Raw genomic sequence first — 21095 nt, 5'->3', positions numbered from 1 at the left:
GATGGAGCGGCAAGCAAGAATCATTGCCTTTTATGCAACAAACGAAAATGTAGGGAAAAGCACATTAAGTATTGCGATGGCAAATGAATTAGCTCATTTAGGGAAAAAGGTGCTTTATGTTGAAGCAGACCAAGTAAGACCTAGCTTTGCGGTTGGAACTGGTCTTAGCCACGATAGTAAAAACATCTTAGAACTTGTAAGAAAAGAAAATGAATACAATCTCTCGCAATATATTTGTACCAAGCAAGATTTATTAGAGAGAAAAATGAATCCAAGGTTGATGCAAAAATTGCACGATAAGATGGATTTTCTAGTGTTTCCATCAGGTTATAACTTAGCTCAATTCCCAGAGATTCAAAACAAAGAACTGTTTGTAACGACATTTATAGAATCACTTGTAGATACAGAATACGATTCTATCATTCTATCAGTACCAACTGAATTATCTGAGGTTCTGAGTTATCCAATCCTATACCAATCAGACCTTGTAATTCATGTGTTAAACGGCAACCCTCGTGGTGCAATAGCAATTAAAAGAGAATTACAACTACTAGAAGAAGCAAAGCTAACATTGCCTCGTATGATTCATGTTTTAAATATGGCAGATGAGGATTATGTAGAAGATATTGAAAAGCTTTCTTCCCAAAAAATTGCGGTGACAATTCCGTATGACAGGGATCGTACGAGTTATGAATGGGGGATGCAGTTTGGTTCCCCGCAAATTAATACAAAGGTCCATCACATTATGGAAGCAGCTGGTCTTGATATTCCAACCCAGCATACATCCTCTATGAAAAAGGGTCTCTTTGGTTTACGAAATTAAAAGGGAGGCAGTAGTATGTGGGGCTATTTACAGGGAAAACAAGTCGCCTTAAAGCGAAATCGAGTTGATTTATATCATTTTGGTTATATGATTCGTTCCAAATCAGCTCGAAAGTTAGGAACAACTACAGCTCAACAAATTAAAGATATCACGGATGAAATTCGTGCATTTTTAGTAAAAGACCATCGTGATATTTTAAGCGAATCTTTTATGAATAAAGAAAAGAGAGCAGCTGTAGAACAAATCATTAAAAGCTTTCTATTAAGTAATCAAGTCGTCATTTCAGATGTACCTTCTGAACAATTATTAAATATGGTATGTGATGATATTGTGGGATTTGGAATTATAGAACCTTTAAAAGAAGATCAGGATGTAACCGATATTTATATCAATGGTACAAAAGAAATTATTTACGAAAAAATTGGAGAGGGAGAGTTAACATTCCCTTACCGATTTGAGACGGAAGAAGAGGTAAAGGCTTTAGCCTATAAGATGGTAAATAGTACGTCAGAGTCATTAAATACAGCAAAACCATATGTGGACTGCGTGTTTCCCTATATCCGTATCAATATTGCTTTAGATGAACTTGGGGGACTCGGGACAACAATAACGATTCGTAAGAATGCAGATCATCTTCGTGCTTCTGAAGAGCGAATGTTATCTACTAATCAAGCGTCAAAAGAGATGTTGGACTTTTTGGCTGCAGCCGTGAAAGCCAAAATGAATATTCTAGTCGCTGGAGCAACAGGGACAGGGAAATCAGAGTTTATGAAATTTCTTGCTTCTCATATTCCGAAAGGAAAGAAAAAAGAACGTACTCTTGTAGTAGAAGATAACCCTGAATTATATTTGCATCGAATTTTTCCAGAACATCACTTTGTTCCGATGCAATGTAGGGCATCGGAAGTAGAAGAAAATGCAATTGATTTTGATAGATTGTTAACGAATGCACTACGTCAAGGACCAAAGCGATTAATTGTAGGGGAATCGAGGGGTAAAGAAGCATTAAAAATGATTAACTTTTTCCAAACAGGCCACCCTGGCTTTACCTCTGTCCATGCAAGAAGTGCCATAGAAGCAGTCAGACGTTTAATGCTCATGTGTCTGCAAAGTGGTGCGAATATTGATGCCCAGTATTTATATGAATTAATTTCACAGACATTCGATGTGATTGTCTTTTTAGAAAAGAAAGATGATGGGAATCGTTATATTACAGAGATGATTGAATTATTAGATTATCGAGGTGATATACAGTTTAATGAACTTTCTCAGTTTATCCCGACATACGAGGAACAGGATGAGATAAATGAAAGCATAGGAAAAATTCATGGACAGCACATTATTACAGGGAAAATGTCAGCTAAAATGGAGAAAAAATTCCGTTCTGCTACTTCTGTAAATCCAGCTCTTTATGCACCGTTCCTATCACAACAGGAGGTGCAGTATGCATAGTTTGTTCGCCTATGGATGTATATTATTAATCTTTATTAGTGTAGTATTACTTGTTTTACTTTTTGCAAAATCTAAAGGTTCTGCACTTTCCCAATTTGTACAAGAAAATGAGAAAGAAGAAAGGCGCTTGGAATTAAGGAATATTAAAGGCATACGAATGTATCTTCCACAATCTGTTATCCAAGAAGCCCAAAAGTACGAGTGGAAATTGACGAAAAGCATGTACTGGGTATATACGATTCTTTCGGGAATGAGTATAGCAGCAATATTCTACTTCTCATTTGGAAGAGATCCTTTTACCCTGATTTCTGCTTTATGTGGATTTTTAGTTCCGAGATTTCTTCTCTATCGAAGAAAAAAACGTTACTACTTGGTTGTCATTGACCGTCTCTCTATTTATATGAAGGCAGTAGCGAATGCGCTTCAAATTAGTAATAACGCTAAACGCGTGTTAGTACAAGTAAAGCCAATGATGCATGAGAGTATTCAAGAAGAAATAGAAAAAGTTTCTCTTTTATTAGAAGGTGGAACTACAATGCACCGTGCATTTAAAGGATTCAATGAAACTTTTAATTTTAGAGAATTGGTTTTCTTCCATGAAATGTTGGAAGTGTGTAGTCGAGAAGGCGGGGCGAATTCAGTACAAGTCTTATTAGATATTGCAGAAGATTTCGAAAAACAAAAGCTATATCTGGCAAGATTACGTTCTAGTTTGTCGCAAGCACAACGTGCGTTTGTACAGAACTGCTTAATCGTGATTGCCATGCCGATTGTGATTATGTTGATGTCAAAAGAAGCATATGGATTTTTAGCAGGTTCTATGATGGGGAAAATTGCATTAACGGTAAATATGTTAATTGTCTTTTTCTTAGCAACCCGTGTAGAAAAGATTGCAAATTATAATCCAACAGAAAGAGGGGAATAAAGTGGCTACGATTTTAGCTTTAGTGGTATTCGTTGTCATGTACTGGGTATTCTCTACCTTTCTACAAAGTAAAAAAGACAGCGGTAGCCTACTTACAAACTATGTAGAAAATGCAAAACGAATTGAAAAAAAGAATTTAAATCAAATGATGCTTGCTCCCTTCCAGTCGTTATCACATAAGTATCTGACAGAAGAAAAGAAAGAGCAGATCCAAAAAAAATTAGAAGAAGCTGGTTTGGATACGAAACCAGAAGAATATTTGAAAATGAAGGTTGCCTATCCCATCATTTTCACCTCTGTTTTCTTGATATGTACGGTGTTTCATGATTACTACTTATTTAAAGTGGGCGTTTTAATTTCACCGCTACTTTATTTCTATCCTGATTATCTATTAAAGAGAAGAATCAAGCAGGCTATAGAAGCAAGGAAGTTCGAATTACCGGAGTATTTAATTCCTATGCTGCAGTTGTTAAAAACACATACAACATTAGAAGCAGTAAAAAAGGCGCAGATATATGCCGGGAGACATCTTCGACCGTATGTATCTACACTTACAGCGGAATTAGAAATGTATGCGGGTTCGGATCAACCATTTCGAAACTTTGCAGCAGCCCTAAATAGTCCAGAAGTAAATACCTTTACCATTGCATTGCAACAAGCACAAAAAACGGACAAGGTACAGAGTCTTCGTATTATGGATGCACAGATTAAAATGATGCGTGAGTTAAAACATGAGAACTATAACCGTCTCATTCAAAATAAGCCAATGGAAATGAATAAATTTAACGTAGCGGTTATTGGATGTATTGTGATTTATCCAATGGTTATTGTTATTCAATCCTTAATGCAAGGATTTGCAAGTATATAGAAAAACATTATTCAAAATGGAATAGGTAAAGGAGCAAAATATATGTTAACGAAAATGAAGAATTGGTTAAAAAATGAAGACTCACAATTATCATCAGAAAATGGTATGTTAATCGCCTTGGCGGTAATTATTGTGCTAGTAATTGGACCATTTGTATGGAAAGCAATCCAAGGTGGCTATGATACAATTCTAGCTCGATTCACAAAAGCATCAAGCAATGCAGATGTGAATACATGGAACAAGTAATAGAAGTTTTAGATGAATGATGCTTATTACGTATAGATCAAATAAATGGATAAGGGAGATTCAATCATGTTAGGAAAAATGAAGAATTGGTTAAAAAATGAGGATTCACAGTTATCATCAGAAAACGGTATGTTAATTGCCTTGGCGGTCATTATCGTATTAGTAATTGGACCGTTTGTATGGAAAGCAATCCAAGGTGGTTATGATACGATCCTGGCAAGATTCACAAAAGCATCAAGCAATGCGGACGTGAATTCTTGGAATAAGTAATAAAAGATTTTAATAGTTAAGTTCTTATTTTAGTAAATTCTTAAAATTGATATATAAAGGAGACGAAATGCAATGTTAGCAAAAATGAAAAATTGGTTAAAAAATGAGGATTCACAGTTATCATCAGAAAACGGTATGTTAATTGCCTTGGCGGTCATTATCGTATTAGTAATTGGGCCATTTGTATGGAAAGCAATCCAAGGTGGTTATGATACAATTCTAGCTCGATTCACAAAAGCATCAAGCAATGCAGATGTAGATTCTTGGAACAAAAAATAAATTTTGTTTGAAAATAAGAGGGGGCGTGTTTTATATAGCTCCCTCCTTTTAAAACATAAGGAGGTACTATGATGAGATTTAGTAAAGTGATGATTCCCACATTAGCAACATTAGCCCTTAGTATGTCACTAATGGGTACACCTGCAAGTGCAGCAACAACAGCTGATACAAAACTAAATCAAAGTATAACAGGTGGGGAACATAATATTGCTGTTACACCAGTTAGTAACTTTAACGCGGTAACACTAAGTGGAGAAACACAAGTGACACATGCAAATCCTGGTGTACTAACAGTGACAGATGCAACTGGTTCTGGGAATGGTTGGAGAATCAATGTAAAAGCAGATCAATTTAAAGTGAGTGGAGATGCAAAGTCAAATCGGACACTTCCAAAGGGTTCCTTAGTTTTGAATAGTGGTGGTGCTGCTATAACGAAAGTTGGAGGGACAAGTTCACCAAATCCGGAGTTTAAAACGACTAACTTTATTATAGATACTGATAATCAAGTTACGATTTTAAGTGCGAAAAAAGATGAAGGTATGGGGAAATATAATGTTAGTTTCAATGATAAATCTCTAGCTTTAACGTTAAATCCACATAGTACGTATGTTGAGAATAAGGCTGGTGCTACCTCATATGAGTCAAAACTGACATATTCTATTGTAACAGGACCTTAAAAGAAATTTATCATATAGAAGGGAATCACGTATGTATGATTCTCTTCTATACATAGAAAGAAGGGGCAGAATGAAAAGCTATGTATATAAAATTTTAATTAGTATTTTGGTTGTGATTATATTCATTTTAAGTATAAGCTTAAAACCTTTTAAAGTAGTTTATGCACAAGAAAAACAAGATAGTTTACCATTTGATGTAAGCATTCATGTCCCGGATAATCAACTAGGTGATATAAAAAATTATTTTAATTTACAGGTGAAAAAGAAACAGAATCAAACAGTAAAAATGGATGTACACAATAAAGCTAATACTCCAATCAAAGTCAATGTAAAAGTCGCTAACGCTCTCACCTCTACAAACGGAGGTATTATGTATGTAACAAATCGTGAAGTCTCACAAAGTATATTAACAGATACAGATTTCTATATGGATCAGTATGTTCAAGCGCCTGACGCTGTTAACTTAGAGGGGAATCAAACGAAAACTATAGAGGTACATTTAACGACACCAAATCAAGATGGAGTGTTTTTGGGTGGATTATTATTTGAGTTAGCGCACGATACCCAAGGACAGAAGCTTGAAAAGGACGGATTGAACTTTTCTGTACATAATAGCATTGAATATGCGGTAGCAATACAATTGAATAGTGAAGAGACTGAAAATTCAGTTAATAAAACACCTCTTAAACTAAATGGCACAACTGTTGAATCTTATCCAACACAACCACAAGTCCATGCACTTATTCAAAATACAAATGCAAATATTGTAAGGGATGTAGCAGTTTACTATGAAGTTTTATCCCAGGATAACGTTCTGTTTCATGGTAATATTCCAGCATTCAATGTAGCGCCAAAATCTAAGGTAGGATTAGCAATCCCATGGAAAGCGAAAGAATACAAAGATGGAAAGTATACACTAAAAGTCACTATAAAAGAGAATGGTATACCAAAAACATATACAGAACAGATACGCATAACTGCTTCTAATGTGACAGATTATGCGGAACAAACAGGTGCAATAAAAGTGTTGCCTGGATATTCTAATCAAATATATATAATAGCCGCTGGTGTTTTCATATTAGTTATTTCAATGTTTGTATTTGTATGGTGGAGAAAGAAACATGAAAATCAGAAGGAGCAAAATAAGGCAGCATAGATAGCATAAAAATGAAATGGGGGAGGAAACAGTGAAATGGGGGAAGGTTCTTACTTCAATCATACTTTTGGGTGTATCGTGCTTAATTATTGATTCAAAAGATAACTCTATATTAGCTGATCAAATAGGAAAACAGCAAAATGGTATTCCAACACTCACTGCAAATGGAAAAGAAAATGAAGTGAAGCTAGAATGGGCGATTGATATCTTAGAGCAGGACGTCTTATGGAAAATTGATTTTAATAACCCAAAAGACGTTAATTTGATGAGTGGTTGGGGAGAGTTTTACGGTAACGGGAATCAAAGTTTACAATCTGAAGTCTTTTATCCAAATGGTACAGATACTAGCGGATACAAAGTATTTGATACAAAATCGGGAGGGAATCGAGTCTTATATCCTTATACTGTAAGAGAGAGTTCCATTGCTGTTTTTAAGCGATTAAACGTACCTAATAATGCTTATATTTCAGCAACGTTTAAAGCAAAGTCACAAGGATTAGGAAGAATTAGTTTCTATGGTGATGGAGGCTGGGAAACAGGGAGAGAATTTGACTATTATAATGCTACTGTTTTGAAAGATGTTCCAGGCGGTTCAAAAGAAATAGAAATTAGTAATATCTCTTTGTTTCCAGAGAAGGAACCGGGTACCAACATACCAAGGGATAGAAGACATATAACTTCGGATATAAACAAAGATGTGTATCAAGATTCCCCTATGATTGAAAAGGTAATACCGTATCAGGATGGTTCTGGAAAGGGAAAGGTAATATTAAATAGTCCTATTGTGACCCCGATGAAACAAGGTGATCGCCTAAAAACAAGAAAATGGGCAGCACCTATCCAATTACCAAATAATCGTACGATCACAAAGAATGATTCTAATAAAGATATAAATGGATGGTCTACGTTTAGTATGAATACTCAAGTTGCAAATAATCCGTTTTATATTACCGAGCAACGAGGTGTAACTTTTTATATGCTTGCTTATTCAGAAGGGATTACCTATGTGGATGAGTTAAAAGTGGGATATGCATCGGAAGCGGAAGTATACAGGGGAAATCAGCAAATATATAAGGGTAGACTCTCTGACTATGTAGATAAAGAAGCAAAAGATCAGGCAGTGCCAACAACACCTGAAAGCTTCCAATTTGAAAATAGAGAACTGAAAGAAACTAAAGTAACGTTTGCCCCTGCTAAAGATGAAGGGAGTACCTATCATTATAAAATTCGTGGAGTTGGTAGGAATGGCGTTTCGGATTTTTCTAAGGAAGTTCCTGCAACTGTAACAAGTGGTGTAAAGGGATATGAATATGTAGTGAATGATAAATCCGACACTTCACTTGATAAAGTGGGTGGTGTTCAGTTTACAAATCAGACTAGCATTCAGCTTCCAACTGATTATGCGAAACCACAATATGTACATATCCGTACAGTAGATAAAGCTGGGAATAAAAGTACGACGAAGCATATATCTACAACACAAAAAGGACGAGTAGACATGCTTACTGTTCCTAAAAGTGTAGAGTTTACTCCTATTCAACTAAATGGAGAAAAGCAAAATTCATTTGGTACATTAGGGAAACTCATGATACATGATAGTCGAAATCAAGCGGATGGATGGAGATTGAATATGACAATTTCTCCATTTACAGAGCCGAATATTGCAAAACAATTGCCAAAGGGTTCTTTATCCTTAAAAAATCAGGTAAGTATAACTAAAGTAAAAGGTCCAGAGACAGGGAAACCTATCATACAAATTCCAAGTACACCTATTGATACTGGGGCGGCACACACTATTATACGGGCTTCAAAAGATGTAGCAATTGGAGAATATCAAGTCGATTTTGGACAAAATGGATTACAACTGCAGTTAGATCCAGGGACAACTTATGTAGGGAAGAATCGGCAAGCTACTTATACTTCTACGGTCACCTGGTCTCTAGTGAGTGGACCGTAATAATTCATTAAAATAGGAAAAAATAAGGAGAAAAAATTATGAGTATATATGTAATAGGAATACTACTAGGATATATGGCCCTGAATGTATTTACTGATTTGAAATATAGAAAAACGAAAAATATATGGCATTTGCTATTCTTAATTGTAGGTATAGGAATCACGTATTTTGCTGGAATAAGAACAGGGAAAGAGATTGTGATTGTACTAGCTATGGCATTAGCGTGTGGTTTGTTGTTAGAGACATTTAAATTTTCTTCACCCGGTGATACAAAAATGCTTGTGGTGGTAGCTATATATGTTAGTAATTTAGTGGAAGAATCAGCAATCCTTACTGCTATTACATTAACAGCTTTCCATTTACTATTCTTTTGGATTGCTAGTGTGTATCGATTAATTAAAATTTTGGGGTTTGTGGGGGCGTTTAAAGACCAATTGGAGCATGCTGCTTCTATATTTGGGGCAAAGCTACCAAAGAAAGAAATACAGCTGATACAGAGCTTTCCGGGGGCTTGTTCTATTTTATTAGGAGCAATTGTATATGTTGCTTTCACTATTTATCAAAACGGAGGTATTTTAGCTTGAATAGTAGAATCATTCATCAAAGAGAAACTTATATTTACTTCACGATATTCGCATTAGTAGGGGTACTTATTACCAATATGTTTATTAATATGGTGTTTATACTAGCGTATCCGTTACTAATTGGATTAATTGTACAGGTTGTCTTGCTTCAGAAGATAAAAAAACGTTTTATCGGAGCGGAAAAGAATTAACGGAACAGTTAAAACTAAAAAACATATTCCTAGTAGAATCAAATATTTTAGGAGATGAAGAAGGAACAGTTTATGAGGTGCATCAAATGCCTTTTACATTCTCTAATGGATTAATTAATAAAGACAAGACTTATAAAGTGATAAAACAAGAGTATGAGAGAAAAGTAAAAGAGGATTTAACGAAAATTGCAAAATGGCAAGTTACAACAAAAGCTAGGCTTGTTACGACAACTCATTTTCGTTTATATACAATTTGGCAGAAAAATAGTACAGGCTATCAATTAAAAAAAATAGAGGATTGTATTGATCCTTATGCCAAGATGAACATTATACAATGGATGATTGCTTCATTCTGTACGACTGGTCGTATTAAGTACGATAAAAAACCAAAAGAGTGGGCAAGTTATGAATGGATTACTTTAAGATAAATAAAAAAGACAGAAAAATAAAATGTACCCTATAGAATAGACACTTAAAAAAAAGTCTATTCTATAGGGTCTTTCTTGTATAATGAGAGAAAAATGAGAATCGGAGAAATTTCAAAATGACGAAAAAACTGTTCACAGAAAAAGAAGTTCAAGCACTATCAAAGAATCGATACGTAAAATCAGTCAGTTAGAAAGGGATTACTTATACAGATGAATTCAAACGTATTTTTATTGAAGAAAATGAAAAAGGAAAACCACCTCGTATTATTTTTGAAGAATGTGGATTTGATATAGATGTCATCGGTCTACAACGTGTTGTATCATCAGGAAATCGATGGCGTACTTCCTATAAGGAAAGGGGGGTATTTGGTTTAAGAGATACACGTAAGGATAACTCCGGAAGAAAGTCAGAGAAAGAACTTACATTAGAAGAGAAATATGCACGTTTAGAAGCGGAACGAAACTTATTAAAAGCTGAAAATGAATTATTAAAAAAGATCAAGCTTATGGAAGGGAGGATGGGAAAGAAATAAGGTTACAACCCAGTCAGAAATACATCTTAATTCGTACTATTATTGAAAGGTATAACCTGAAAAATATGGTGAGATATTTGTGTGAGATCGCTGGTGTTTCGCGCTCTGGATACTATCATTATTTTTCCGCTACTGCTCAAAGTCAGCGAGAGAAAAGAATGCATCAAGATGAAATGGCGAAAGAGCTCATAGTAAAGGCATTTCAATTTAAAAACCGAAAGAAAGGGGCTCGTCAAATTAAAATGACATTGGCGGGTCAATTTCAAGTTGTTTACAATTTAAAACGCATCCGAAGAATCATGAAAAAATATGGAATTGTCTGTCCCATTCGGAAAGCGAATCCCTATAAAAGAATGTTGAAAGCGACGAAAGAACACTTTGTAGTACCTAATCAATTAAAACGAGAATTCAGGCAAGGTATACCTGGAAAGGTACTTCTTACAGATATCACATACCTGTTTTATGGCAAAAATCAGAAAGGATACTTATCTACCATTCTAGACGGGTCTACGAATGAAGTTTTGGCTTATCATGTTTCAGAACGGCTTACTCTAGATATCGCAACGACAACTCTTCGTAAACTAAAGAGGAATAAGAAAGTGGAATTAACACCAGATGCATATATTCATTCAGATCAAGGAGCTCATTACACAAGCCCTACCTATCAAAAGTTGGTCAAAAAATTAAAGCTAGGACAATCCATGTCAAGACGAGGAAACTGTTGGGATAATGCCCCTCAAGAATCCTTTTTTGGGCACTTTAAAGATGAAGCACACATAAAAACTTGTACATCTTTCACTCAGTTAAAACAAGAAATTAAAGACTATATGAAATACTATAATCAACACCGCTATCAGTGGAATTTAAAGAAGATGACCCCTGTTGAATACAGAAATCATCTTCTTGATGCCGCCTAACTTTTTTTAAAATGTCCTTTACAAAGGGTACGGATTAAAACTTCTGTCTTTTTTATTTTGGTCTTAAAATATGAAGTCAAAATGAATATATTAAATAGTGTAATAGATAAAACATTCGAAGGAGTAGATTTAATTGACTGATTTACCAATGATTTTAGGAATGCTATTTTGGTTAGGATGGGCTTTATTTTGCTGTTTAGCTCTTTTTGTAGCAAAAGATGAAAATAAGTACTTAAAAAGCCTCATGTTTAGTATGTTTATGACTATGTTAGTAATTAAGATGGGTGGATATTAATAGAGAATGTGTAGGGGGAATTTCCTGCCGTGTAAAATTAGTAGTTATTTATCCCCTAAAAAAAGACCTCCATATAAAATGGGGGTCTTTTAAAATGACGATGAGATATGACTCAATATCTCGTGTAGGATACTTTAATTATACATAATTTCAAGAAAATGAAAAAGAATATGCGCAATATAACTATAAAATATTTGAAATGCTAAATTGTTAAAAATAGTATGGTGGATATATAAAAGCATTCTTACTTAGTAAGAATGCTTTTATGATTTATGTAATTATTCTTCTTGGTTGTGACATTTTTATTGGAGAATCGATTTTAAGATCATCAGGTGCATCAGGTACAAATTCATCACAAAAATAATTATGATAATTTGCTATCCATGCATATTTTTTAAGTAATTTATGATTATTTGCATAGGTATCTAATGCTCTTTCAATATTATTGCGGTGTGCCTCTAAGTGAGGGAAGAATGGTGTGTAATCATTGTTAGAAACGTCGTCCTCGTACCAAGTAAATAATGCGTTTAAGTAATTTAAAAACCATTCTCCATCCATATCCTCAAGTAATACAGAATTAAAAGCATTATCAGGCTGAGGAGAATAATTTATATATTCACGTACTTTATCTTTACTTGTTTCACTTAGGATAATTCTTGGATAAACAGCTACTTGAGATTCTAGTTTATATGTCATAATTAATTCTGGGCCTAAAACAGTTTCTTCATCCATAAAATGATAACCAACACTTACTCCACCTCGAGTGAAGAAGCCATCAAGCGTTAACAAAAATTGATATTCTGCTAGGTTAAGGAAAGTGATTCCTAATTCTCCCTCTCCATCTCCTTCTTCATGAATCGGCCATCCAATTACTACGTTATCAGTGAAAACTTTAACTTTTGCTAATGGAAATTGTTCGGTAATATTACTTCTAGCTTTTTTTAATGAAGCATGTATCTGTTCTAAAAATTCATTACCTGTACCGTTGGCAAAAGCTTTCATACCCAACTGCGAAAATCCTAATACATCAATAAAAGTCACAACTGAAGGGATTAATTTAGGATTACTTGAATCATATTGCATTGTCATAATATTCTACCTCCTTTATATATATTATATGTCAAAATAATATAAATATATATAATGATACTTGCTAATACTTAATAAATTAATTAATATATAACTATATTTATTGTTTAATTGATTCCGTTTATTCCCACACCTTTTTTGTGTTGTGGTTGAGTTGTAGAAGCAAGTTGCGTCTTGTTTCATTTATGAAAGGGCTTCTTTGAGCCGATTAGTGTATATATAGCTTATTTTGCTATGCACATTTTTAATCGACTTGAAGAAGCCCTTTTTGTGTTGTTTTCAAGTCTGTTTGATTGTTAGAACCCATTATTACACTGGGCAAAAATTATTATTTAGGGGGATTTATTTATGAATATCAGTTATGAAGTATCTTTATTTTGTTCTGCGCATCCAGATGAACTTATTCCAAGTTTACGTGCATTACGAATGAGAATTACAAAAGAAGGAGCATTTTGGGAACGAGATTGTTATCAGTTTTCCATTAAACCATCAAACTTGTCACAGCGATCAGCAAAACAAGCAGGGGAAATCTATTTGTATCATGTTCATTTTAATGGATGTGTACGGGATTTCCTTTTTTTATTGGAAAGATGTTTTAGAGGGACGAGTTTTCGCTTTACTGCTATCCGTGGTTTTTTAGATGTAGAAGGTTATTCACTTAAGAAATGGAAACCAATTCTACGTAACCACCACATAAACTCTGCAGATGTAGATTGTATTTTCAAGAAAGATAATCTTGTAATGATTGTGCATCAGCATGGAGGTTTAGAGGTGGTTAAGCGTGCGGAAAAAGGCGAACAATTAAAAAAAGTAAACTTTCTGGAGGTAGATAGCTGGTTACAAGCACTAAATCCGACAAAAGAGGATCTATTCTCTTTAACAGGTGTGAGTGTATCGTAATGAGTGATTTACATAACTACATGGAAGTCTACAGACAGAGGGAATGACAGAAATCCGTAGTGAAAAATGACTATGAATTTCTGTCTTTTATTTTATTCAGGAGGATTTCAGTATGAATTTATTTGAACTTTTTGGTTTAGAGGTAGGAGAAGACATAATGGTACAGGATGTAAGAACAGATAAACAAGTTCGCAATCGATACAGTTATGATGTAGGTGAGAAATTAGTGGGAGCAAAGAAAGAGATACGAGCTTTAAAAGAATCATTTTTAGTATCATTTTCTTTAGAAATTTTAGCTGAAATTGAAAAAGAATCTCCAGTAGAGGCGCTAAATGCATTGGATCGAAACTCATTAATTCCATTCTCTTTTGAACATGAAAAAGAAAATGATGTCCCGCCACGTGTTGCAAAGTTAAAGCAACTGCTAGTGGGCAGAATTAATAAGAAGCCAATTGTAGATACACCGACTGCAAGGAAACTATATGTTCAAGCATGCAGAAGAATATGGCATGATATACAGTCGGTACATACCTCAGAACAATGGGTAGATCTTGTTGTCTCTTATGGTATGGAAATGAGCAATGGTTGGTCTGCATTTAGAAAGAATAAGAATGTAACATTTACATTTAAAAGAATGGTAGAGGAATATTTTGATGAGTTTGTTGATGCAGATGGTATGGAGTTATTAATATTAGGAAAGAAATTCATATCACTTTGCACAAATTCAAAAAGTATTAATTCTACGTACCTTCGTGTATCACATGAACTGACATGGAATGATTTACTTACGAAAAAGGTTACGACTCGTAAGAAATCCGCAGCTGCTTGGAGTAGGAAACTGCCAGATACCCTGCAAAGAAAAGGGCCAGGAGTAGAAATTGCTACCAAACCTGAAGACGTAGTTGCTATGTTTGGGTTGAAGGGAATGCAATTTGGTCATTATTGCACCGAACAATATGCAAAAGAGCATATTGGGCATGTTTCTGAAGCATTGCATGATTTAGCTCGTATATTGGGAATTCCACCTGAGTATATAGGGTTAGGTGGACGCTTAGGACTTGCTATTGGAGCGAGAGGAAGCGGCAATGCATTAGCACATTATGAACCTTCTACCAAAGTTATTAATTTAACTCGTGATAATGGAGTCGGGGCATTGTGTCATGAATGGGGACATGCATTGGATCATTTTTTATATGATTGTAGTCATGATTTTCAAAATGGTAGTCTTGCTTTCTTATCAAGTGGGAAGAGTATTGGGAATATCTTGCCTGCTATTATCAAGGAAAAGTTGCAAGCTGTGTTAGATGCTTGTAAACAAGGAAAAGTGGCCAGAGTAATCAACGTGGAAAATGCCTACAGTAGAAAGTGGTATTTCTATGGTGGTGTTATCGATAGTTATGATGTGTTTAAAGGAAATATTTCAAATATTTTAGAATCACATCATGCTAGTTTGTGTAGGAAGCTTGATACTTTATCAGGAGCAACAAAGACACGTATGGAGCGTAAAATTGAAAAAGAATTTGAGAAAACCGCACAAATGTTAGCTGCATATCATTATAAAAAAACAGGCGAAAAACTTAGTGAAATACCCTATCTAGTGAAAGGGTCTATATATTTTGATACAGCCATTAAGTTAGATAAGAAGAGGAGTAAAAAGTATTGGTCTACAAATCATGAGATGTTTGCTAGAGCATTTGAAGCATATGTAGAATCAGCTTTGCTAGATCAAGAACATAGAAACGATTATTTAGTTTGTGATACACATTCTTTTGTATATCCGTTAGGAGAACAAAGAGAACATCTAAATAGAAGTATAAAGAGTTTAATGGAAGTAGCTGTTCCATATATAATAAATAGTATACAAGGAGTGGGAAATGATGAATTATAACATACAAAAAGGACAATTTCGTTTAACAACTGCACATCCAAGAGGAAGTTGGTGGGAATTTTATCGTGTTCCATGCCCAATCTGTAATGGTATTGGAAACTGTATGCTGCATGTTTCACAGGAGAAAGTAGCGTGTACCCGTGTGGAAAGTAAGTGGGTATACGGTAAAAATTCAAGTAATCCAAGTTATATCCATTATCTAAATGGTAAGAAGCAATACCAATTACCAGATGTGGATGTGGTAAAGGGGCATAGTAAGCGTAGTAAAGAAGAATTAGATGCATTTAATCGTAATTTAATCGGATTTTTGCCGTTAGAGGAGAAGCACCATATACATTTACTGCAAGATAGAAAAATGACTGAAGAAGAAGTACAGATACGTCAATATCGTTCTTTTTTAAAGCAACAAATTGTGTTGGAAGATGATAATACGTACACAACTATTTGGGAAAAGTTATTTAAACAAATTGACAAAAAAGATTGTTGGAAGGGAATACCTGGCTGTGCGAGACGTTCGTAATTGAAAAGATTACGCACCATCTTGAAACGTTGAAATGTAAATAACACCCACAACGAATTAAGATTGTAGAACTCTTAACTTGAGAAGTGGAATGATAGAGTAACGTCTTGAAACGCTTCCCCTAATACTCCGACATGCGCCTTCTAGTTTTGCGACATAAGAAGGGGTCTGAAGCTCGGTGAAGTCATCTGAAAAATTACCGAAGTACCTATTTTAACAGGCAACCGAAAAGGATCTCAGAGGTGAGTCCCGTAGTTGATAGGGTGGGGGTCACAAAAAATTAGATATGGTGAGAATGAATAAAATGGTATTCTGACGAACTTCCGAATGTACGGGTCGAATATTCGCATACCAGAAATGGTATGGGAAACGAAAGTTTCTATGTCCAGTGGTGGATACGTTATAGCCTGGAAAAACCACCATGCAATGTTACAGGCATTGGATAGGGCATCGGCTTAAAGGAAGCATCTAAGTCTAAAATTGATAAAGTTAAGGGAACGTCGAAAGCTAATGATGTGGAGAGCGCAAACTCTATGAAACAGTAAGGAGGAAACGGTATACCGAGGGAACTTCTTTTAACATTAGTGAGAGTAGTGGTAGGAGCAAAGAAGGTTCTGTAATGGAACTGGAGCAATAGCCACAAGTCGACTCTTTAAAAGTCATATAACCTCAATCGCTCATGGAATTCTCGTATGACTTAAAAGGTCACGAGCCAAGATTGGAGCGTGATAAAACATGAAAAGGTCTAGAAAAGAGGGACTAAAGGATAACTCGCTTAGACATTCTGAATACTACGGTATGCAGGAATCACAAGACGAGTTATATGCCAAAAGTCTAAATGGAGGAAACTTCAAGCAGTTAATGAAAGTCATAACCTCTGAAAGTAATATTCTTTTAGCGTTTAGAAATATTAAACGCAATTCAGGAAGTATCACAGAGGGGATTGATGGAGTTACTATCAAGGATGTTGAGAAACTCAGTCAAGAAGATTTCATCAAAATTGTTCAAAAAAGATTTTCTAACTATACCCCACGAAAAGTGCGACGCGTAGAGATACCAAAGCCTAATGGGAAAACGAGACCACTCGGAATTCCATCAATGTGGGATAGAATTGCGCAACAATGTATAAAACAAGTACTTGAACCTATATGCGAGGCAAAATTCAACAAACACAGTCACGGTTTCCGTCCAAATCGAAGCCCTGAAACAGCTATGGCAGATGCAACCTTGAGGGTGAATCGAAGTCATATGCAATATGTAGTTAATGTAGACATACAAGGATTTTTCGATGAAGTTAATCACAAAAAACTCATGCGTCAACTATGGACTATGGGAATACGAGATAAACAACTTCTTGTAATCATCCGAAAAATGTTAAAAGCCCCAATAGTACTGCCCAATGGTGAAATGCAATATCCAAACAAAGGTACACCACAAGGTGGAATATTAAGTCCATTATTAGCCAATATCAATCTAAATGAATTCGATTGGTGGATAACAAATCAATGGGAAGACAGGTTGTTAAAGGAATTGTCATTAACCATTAAAAAGGGCGGACATGTTGACAAGTACCCACATTACAGTAAAATGCGCAAAACAACGGCTTTGAAAGAAATGTATATTGTTCGATATGCAGATGACTTCAAAATCTTCACCGCTACGAAATCGAATGCACAAAAAATCTTTAAAGCATGTGAGATGTGGTTGCAAGAACGCCTAAAACTACCAATTTCGAAGGAAAAGTCAAAAATCACAAATCTCCGTAAGGAAAGTAGTGAATTTCTTGGTTTTGAAATCAAAATGGTAAAAAAGGGAAGTAAGTTAATTGCAAGAACACACATATCAAACAAAACCAAAAAGAAAATCCAAAAACAATTTGAAGATCAAATCGCTGTAATTCAAAGAAGTAAAAATGAGGGACTAAAGAATAAAGCTATTGTTCGCTACAACTCTATGGTAATTGGCACACATAATTACTATGAGATTGCGACCGAGGTTAATAGGGATTTAGCAAGCATCCATAAACACCTAAATATAAGGATTTACAACAGATTACATGTTAATAGGAAAGGGAAGTACAAAGGGAAAGATAAAGGAATTAAAAGATACATGAAATCAGCAATGGTTCGATATCTAAATGATATTCCTATTCTACCACTAGCGTATATCAAGCACAAAAGCCCCAAAAATAAGGATACAAAAATCAATAAGTATACACCACAAGGTAGAGAATTGATACATAAAAATCAATCTGCAGTGCCTGAATGGAAAATACAATGGTTAAGAGAACACCCTGTCATTAGTCAACGAGCAACTGTTGAATATAATGACAACCGAATCTCTCTATTTGTAGCCCAACATGGCAAATGTGCAATTACTTCCGAGGAACTAATACTATCAGACATGCAATGTCACCATAAAACACCTTGGAAATATACGCAAGATGATAGTTATAAGAACCTAATCCTAATATGTAGAGATGTACACACATTAATCCATGCAACATCGCCTGATGTGATCGGAGGTCTAATGGAGAAGTTGAAGCTAAACGAAGGACAACTCATTAAGCTAAATAAACTTAGAAAACAAGCGAAAAATGAAATGTTAGAAATCAATTGACAAACAAAACATTAACAAAAGTAATAAACCTTTAGATTGAGGAAACACAAAGACATTAAACAGTCGATGGAACGCCGTGTGCGGTGAAAGTCGCACGCACGGTGTGGGGCGGGGGAAAAATTGGAGATAACATCAAAGATTTACCTATCGCACCCGAAATGGGTAGGCGCTACCCCAGAGGGAAATATCCTTTGGGATGCGTCACATTTTATGAAATGAAGAAAGGACAACTTTCTCTTCGTTTAATGGCAGGTTTTCCAGGAATTATGATTCCATTCCGAAACCAATATAATCAAATTGTTGGTTGGCAAGTACGTGTAGATGAAGTAAAGAACTCTGTTCATGTGAAATCTGGACCTACAGGTATACAAGCCGAACTACTACAACATCCTAATGTTGTGAAAATAACGAAAAACGGTGATTGTATCTATGAAGGAAAACTAGAAATAGGGAAAAATAAAGAATTATTAATCGGCGGGGAAAAAGTTGTTGTAAAGATACATAAAGGTCAAAAATACTTATGGATCTCTTCAGCAAATAAAAATGAAGGAACCGGTGCGGGAGGTAGTGAAAATCCACTTCCTGTACATGTAGCGGTACCAAGCTCACATTTGAAACATTGGAAGTCTGGTACGCTTCACAAAACAAAATCAGTAATGATTACAGAAGGGCCGATGAAGGCGGATTTGATTGCAGATTTACTTCCTCAAAGACTAAATAAAGAAGAAATAGCTAAAGTAGGGACAACAGTTCTTGCGATTCCAGGTGTAAATGCATGGAGAATCGTTATGCCAGTATTAAAAGATATGGGCGTAGAAAATGTGTACTTAGCATTCGATGCTGACTTAGTAGAGAATGAAAAAGTAAGAGCTGCCTTAATTGCTTTTGCGACAGAGTTAAAGAAAGAGGGCTATAACGTAATTATTGCAGCATGGAACCCAGCACAAGGGAAAGGTCTGGATGATGCGATGCAAGCTTCTTTCAAACCAGTTTTTCGCACAATATAAAAAAACGTTGTGAACTTAAAAGAAAGTTGTACACGTTAAAAGAAAGTTGTACATTTTACAACAAAGTAGCAGTATTAGTGTAAAACTTTCTTTTAACAATACACGTAACAGTTTAACTAGGGGACTTTATATAAAAGAAAGGTGTGTATTAAGTATATGGATATTATGCAACAATTAATGGACGTAGATAAAAAAGCTAGGGAACAAGAAAGAATGGAACTCATTCAACGATTTTATAATGAGGGAGTTTCTATCACGACAATTGCAAATGCGACAAATATGTGTGAAGAGGATATTTCTTATATAGTAAGTAACTAGTAGCCATATTTGGTAGGAAAATAGAGGAGAAAAAGATAGAATTGTAATTCTATCTTTTTTTATGCTCTTATATACAATTTTAAAACGAGAAAGGTAGAGGGAAAACATGAGTGTATATGTAAAAAAGAATCTAGTAAATTTACGAGTTGATTATGCTTTTAAGCGTTTGTTTGGAGTAGAAGGAAATGAAGATATATTAATTGGGTTTCTTAACGCGGTACTACAATCATCTATTGATGAAGAAATTACATCTTTGCACTTAGATGATCCGCATCTTCCAAGAGAGCAGAAGGATGATAAATTGTCTATTTTAGATTTGCGAGCTACGCTAAATAGTGGTATAAAAATTAATATAGAGATTCAAGTTCGAGACAAAAAAGATATGATAGAACGTTCTTTGTTCTATTGGTCAGGTATGTATTATTCTCAAATGACTCAAGGGATGAAATATACAGAATTAAGACCAACCATTTGTATTAATATAGTGGATTTCATTCTATTTCCAGAAGAACAGGAGTTTCATAGTATTAATACTGTGATGAACAAAAAATCTAAACGTATCATTACCGAAAATATGCAGTTGCATTTTCTTGAAATTCCAAAAGTGATTCAAGAATGGCAAGGAAAACGAATGGATCCGTGGGAAGATTCTTTAGCGCGTTGGTTACTATTATTTCCTGCGCATGAGGATGAGAGATTAACAACAATCCTGGAGGCGATAGCAATGGAAAAAGATCCAGTTTTGAAAAAAGCAATAGAGGATTGGGAGCGTTTAAGTAGCGATAAGGATTTTTTACGCTTATATGAGGCTAGAGAAAAAGCAATAAAAGATAGAATATCAGAAATAGAGACAGCAGAAGAAAGGGCTGCGAAAAAAGCTGCAGAAATAGCTACAGAAGAAACTAAAATTGCAACTAAGATAGAGATGATTGAAAATATGTTTAAAATAGGATTACCTATAGAACAAATTGCAAAAGTTGCAGAATTAAGTGTTGAAGAGGTTAATGAAATTATAAGAAATAAAAGGTAGATATAAATGATAAAAAAACAGGTAATTGTGGGTACACACGATTACCTGTTTTTTTGATTTAATGAAAGTAAGTGAATAGATGTGAAGGAAGGGGGAATAGTTATGAAAGTAACAAGAGGAAAT

The 21095-nt window shown here is 34.9% G+C and carries 18 protein-coding genes and 4 pseudogenes; 21 read left to right on the top strand and 1 reads right to left on the bottom strand.

The features are described from left to right. The first annotated feature begins 1 nt into the window (after window position 1). From J0835_RS27460 to J0835_RS27395, 14 genes and pseudogenes are all read left to right on the top strand, one after another. Window positions 2-823 (top strand): AAA family ATPase, encoded by an 822-nt coding sequence (locus tag J0835_RS27460; protein ID WP_000441033.1) that lies wholly within the window; start codon window positions 2-4, stop codon window positions 821-823. A gap of 15 nt (window positions 824-838) precedes the next feature. Then, complete coding sequence (locus J0835_RS27455; protein ID WP_000264620.1) at window positions 839-2275, top strand: CpaF family protein; 1437 nt, start codon at window positions 839-841, stop codon at window positions 2273-2275. After that, window positions 2268-3200 carry a hypothetical protein gene (locus tag J0835_RS27450; protein WP_076855983.1) on the top strand — a complete coding sequence of 311 codons (933 nt, stop codon included), beginning with the start codon at window positions 2268-2270 and terminating at the stop codon, window positions 3198-3200. Before J0835_RS27455 ends, J0835_RS27450 begins: the two co-directional genes overlap by 8 nt. Before the next feature lies 1 nt (window position 3201). Further along, window positions 3202-4068, top strand: a complete 867-nt coding sequence (locus J0835_RS27445) for a hypothetical protein (protein ID WP_000201162.1) — start codon at window positions 3202-3204, stop codon at window positions 4066-4068. A gap of 42 nt (window positions 4069-4110) precedes the next feature. Then, complete coding sequence (locus tag J0835_RS27440) at window positions 4111-4314, top strand: hypothetical protein (RefSeq protein ID WP_000956355.1); 204 nt, start codon at window positions 4111-4113, stop codon at window positions 4312-4314. Between the two features lie 66 nt (window positions 4315-4380). Next, entirely contained in the window at window positions 4381-4584 is a 204-nt protein-coding gene (locus J0835_RS27435) for a hypothetical protein (protein WP_000900859.1), read from the top strand. A gap of 72 nt (window positions 4585-4656) precedes the next feature. Then, on the top strand, window positions 4657-4863 hold the full coding sequence (locus J0835_RS27430; protein ID WP_000879954.1) for a hypothetical protein: 207 nt from the start codon (window positions 4657-4659) through the stop codon (window positions 4861-4863). Between the two features lie 71 nt (window positions 4864-4934). Beyond that, window positions 4935-5540, top strand: coding sequence for a WxL domain-containing protein (locus tag J0835_RS27425; protein ID WP_076855982.1), 606 nt, complete (start codon window positions 4935-4937; stop codon window positions 5538-5540). A gap of 70 nt (window positions 5541-5610) precedes the next feature. Further along, entirely contained in the window at window positions 5611-6696 is a 1086-nt protein-coding gene (locus J0835_RS27420; protein WP_000844613.1) for a DUF916 domain-containing protein, read from the top strand. A 16-nt stretch (window positions 6697-6712) separates the two neighbouring features. Next, window positions 6713-8653 (top strand): WxL domain-containing protein, encoded by a 1941-nt coding sequence (locus tag J0835_RS27415; protein WP_076855981.1) that lies wholly within the window; start codon window positions 6713-6715, stop codon window positions 8651-8653. A gap of 38 nt (window positions 8654-8691) precedes the next feature. After that, window positions 8692-9237, top strand: coding sequence for a hypothetical protein (locus J0835_RS27410; RefSeq protein WP_061185026.1), 546 nt, complete (start codon window positions 8692-8694; stop codon window positions 9235-9237). Next, window positions 9234-9856, top strand: a pseudogene (locus J0835_RS27405) (hypothetical protein). Before J0835_RS27410 ends, J0835_RS27405 begins: the two are co-directional and overlap by 4 nt. Before the next feature lie 116 nt (window positions 9857-9972). Beyond that, window positions 9973-11306 (top strand): annotated as a pseudogene (locus tag J0835_RS27400) (IS3 family transposase). A 133-nt stretch (window positions 11307-11439) separates the two neighbouring features. Further along, on the top strand, window positions 11440-11601 hold the full coding sequence (locus J0835_RS27395; protein WP_155016830.1) for a hypothetical protein: 162 nt from the start codon (window positions 11440-11442) through the stop codon (window positions 11599-11601). Between the two features lie 270 nt (window positions 11602-11871). Here J0835_RS27395 and J0835_RS27390 read toward each other — a convergent pair whose 3' ends face one another. Next, entirely contained in the window at window positions 11872-12690 is an 819-nt protein-coding gene (locus J0835_RS27390) for a hypothetical protein (RefSeq protein ID WP_076856611.1), read from the bottom strand. A 348-nt stretch (window positions 12691-13038) separates the two neighbouring features. Between J0835_RS27390 and J0835_RS27385 the strand changes: the two genes are divergently transcribed. The 7 genes and pseudogenes from J0835_RS27385 (at window position 13039) to J0835_RS27355 (ending at window position 20972) form a co-directional block, all read left to right on the top strand. Then, entirely contained in the window at window positions 13039-13590 is a 552-nt protein-coding gene (locus J0835_RS27385; RefSeq protein ID WP_076856197.1) for a hypothetical protein, read from the top strand. Window positions 13591-13702: 112 nt separating this feature from the next. Then, the gene (locus tag J0835_RS27380) at window positions 13703-15478 is read left to right on the top strand and encodes an LPD1 domain-containing protein (RefSeq protein ID WP_076856198.1); all 1776 of its coding nucleotides are present in this window, start codon (window positions 13703-13705) and stop codon (window positions 15476-15478) included. Then, a pseudogene (locus tag J0835_RS27375) lies at window positions 15468-15980 on the top strand (hypothetical protein); the annotation flags it as partial. The gene J0835_RS27380 and the pseudogene J0835_RS27375, both read left to right, overlap by 11 nt. Window positions 15981-16733: 753 nt before the next feature. After that, complete coding sequence (gene ltrA, locus J0835_RS27370; RefSeq protein WP_000830948.1) at window positions 16734-18617, top strand: group II intron reverse transcriptase/maturase; 1884 nt, start codon at window positions 16734-16736, stop codon at window positions 18615-18617. 194 nt (window positions 18618-18811) lie between these two features. After that, window positions 18812-19624 (top strand): annotated as a pseudogene (locus tag J0835_RS27365) (DUF3854 domain-containing protein); the annotation flags it as partial. Window positions 19625-19780: 156 nt separating this feature from the next. Further along, on the top strand, window positions 19781-19942 hold the full coding sequence (locus J0835_RS27360) for a hypothetical protein (RefSeq protein ID WP_000353863.1): 162 nt from the start codon (window positions 19781-19783) through the stop codon (window positions 19940-19942). Between the two features lie 106 nt (window positions 19943-20048). Beyond that, window positions 20049-20972 carry an Rpn family recombination-promoting nuclease/putative transposase gene (locus tag J0835_RS27355; protein ID WP_000118206.1) on the top strand — a complete coding sequence of 308 codons (924 nt, stop codon included), beginning with the start codon at window positions 20049-20051 and terminating at the stop codon, window positions 20970-20972. The last annotated feature ends 123 nt before the right edge of the window (window positions 20973-21095 follow it).

Origin of the sequence: Bacillus cereus group sp. Sample62, from assembly GCF_036851315.1 — a bacterium.
Lineage (GTDB): Bacteria > Bacillota > Bacilli > Bacillales > Bacillaceae_G > Bacillus_A > Bacillus_A wiedmannii.
The sequence above is the reverse complement of the archived record's forward strand: the minus strand, read 5'-3'. Positions and strand labels throughout refer to the sequence as shown.

Bases quoted from the DNA above. Each gene is read 5' to 3' on its own strand.
- J0835_RS27460 (WP_000441033.1), top strand. From the start codon at position 2: ATGGAGCGGCAAGCAAGAATCATTGCCTTTTATGCAACAAACGAAAAT.
- J0835_RS27455 (WP_000264620.1), top strand. From the start codon at position 839: ATGTGGGGCTATTTACAGGGAAAACAAGTCGCCTTAAAGCGAAATCGA.
- J0835_RS27450 (WP_076855983.1), top strand. From the start codon at position 2,268: ATGCATAGTTTGTTCGCCTATGGATGTATATTATTAATCTTTATTAGT.
- J0835_RS27440 (WP_000956355.1), top strand. From the start codon at position 4,111: ATGTTAACGAAAATGAAGAATTGGTTAAAAAATGAAGACTCACAATTA.
- J0835_RS27435 (WP_000900859.1), top strand. From the start codon at position 4,381: ATGTTAGGAAAAATGAAGAATTGGTTAAAAAATGAGGATTCACAGTTA.
- J0835_RS27430 (WP_000879954.1), top strand. From the start codon at position 4,657: ATGTTAGCAAAAATGAAAAATTGGTTAAAAAATGAGGATTCACAGTTA.
- J0835_RS27425 (WP_076855982.1), top strand. From the start codon at position 4,935: ATGAGATTTAGTAAAGTGATGATTCCCACATTAGCAACATTAGCCCTT.
- J0835_RS27420 (WP_000844613.1), top strand. From the start codon at position 5,611: ATGAAAAGCTATGTATATAAAATTTTAATTAGTATTTTGGTTGTGATT.
- J0835_RS27415 (WP_076855981.1), top strand. From the start codon at position 6,713: ATGGGGGAGGAAACAGTGAAATGGGGGAAGGTTCTTACTTCAATCATA.
- J0835_RS27410 (WP_061185026.1), top strand. From the start codon at position 8,692: ATGAGTATATATGTAATAGGAATACTACTAGGATATATGGCCCTGAAT.
- J0835_RS27390 (WP_076856611.1), bottom strand. From the start codon at position 12,690: ATGACAATGCAATATGATTCAAGTAATCCTAAATTAATCCCTTCAGTT.
- J0835_RS27385 (WP_076856197.1), top strand. From the start codon at position 13,039: ATGAATATCAGTTATGAAGTATCTTTATTTTGTTCTGCGCATCCAGAT.
- J0835_RS27380 (WP_076856198.1), top strand. From the start codon at position 13,703: ATGAATTTATTTGAACTTTTTGGTTTAGAGGTAGGAGAAGACATAATG.
- ltrA (WP_000830948.1), top strand. From the start codon at position 16,734: ATGAAAAGGTCTAGAAAAGAGGGACTAAAGGATAACTCGCTTAGACAT.
- J0835_RS27360 (WP_000353863.1), top strand. From the start codon at position 19,781: ATGGATATTATGCAACAATTAATGGACGTAGATAAAAAAGCTAGGGAA.
- J0835_RS27355 (WP_000118206.1), top strand. From the start codon at position 20,049: ATGAGTGTATATGTAAAAAAGAATCTAGTAAATTTACGAGTTGATTAT.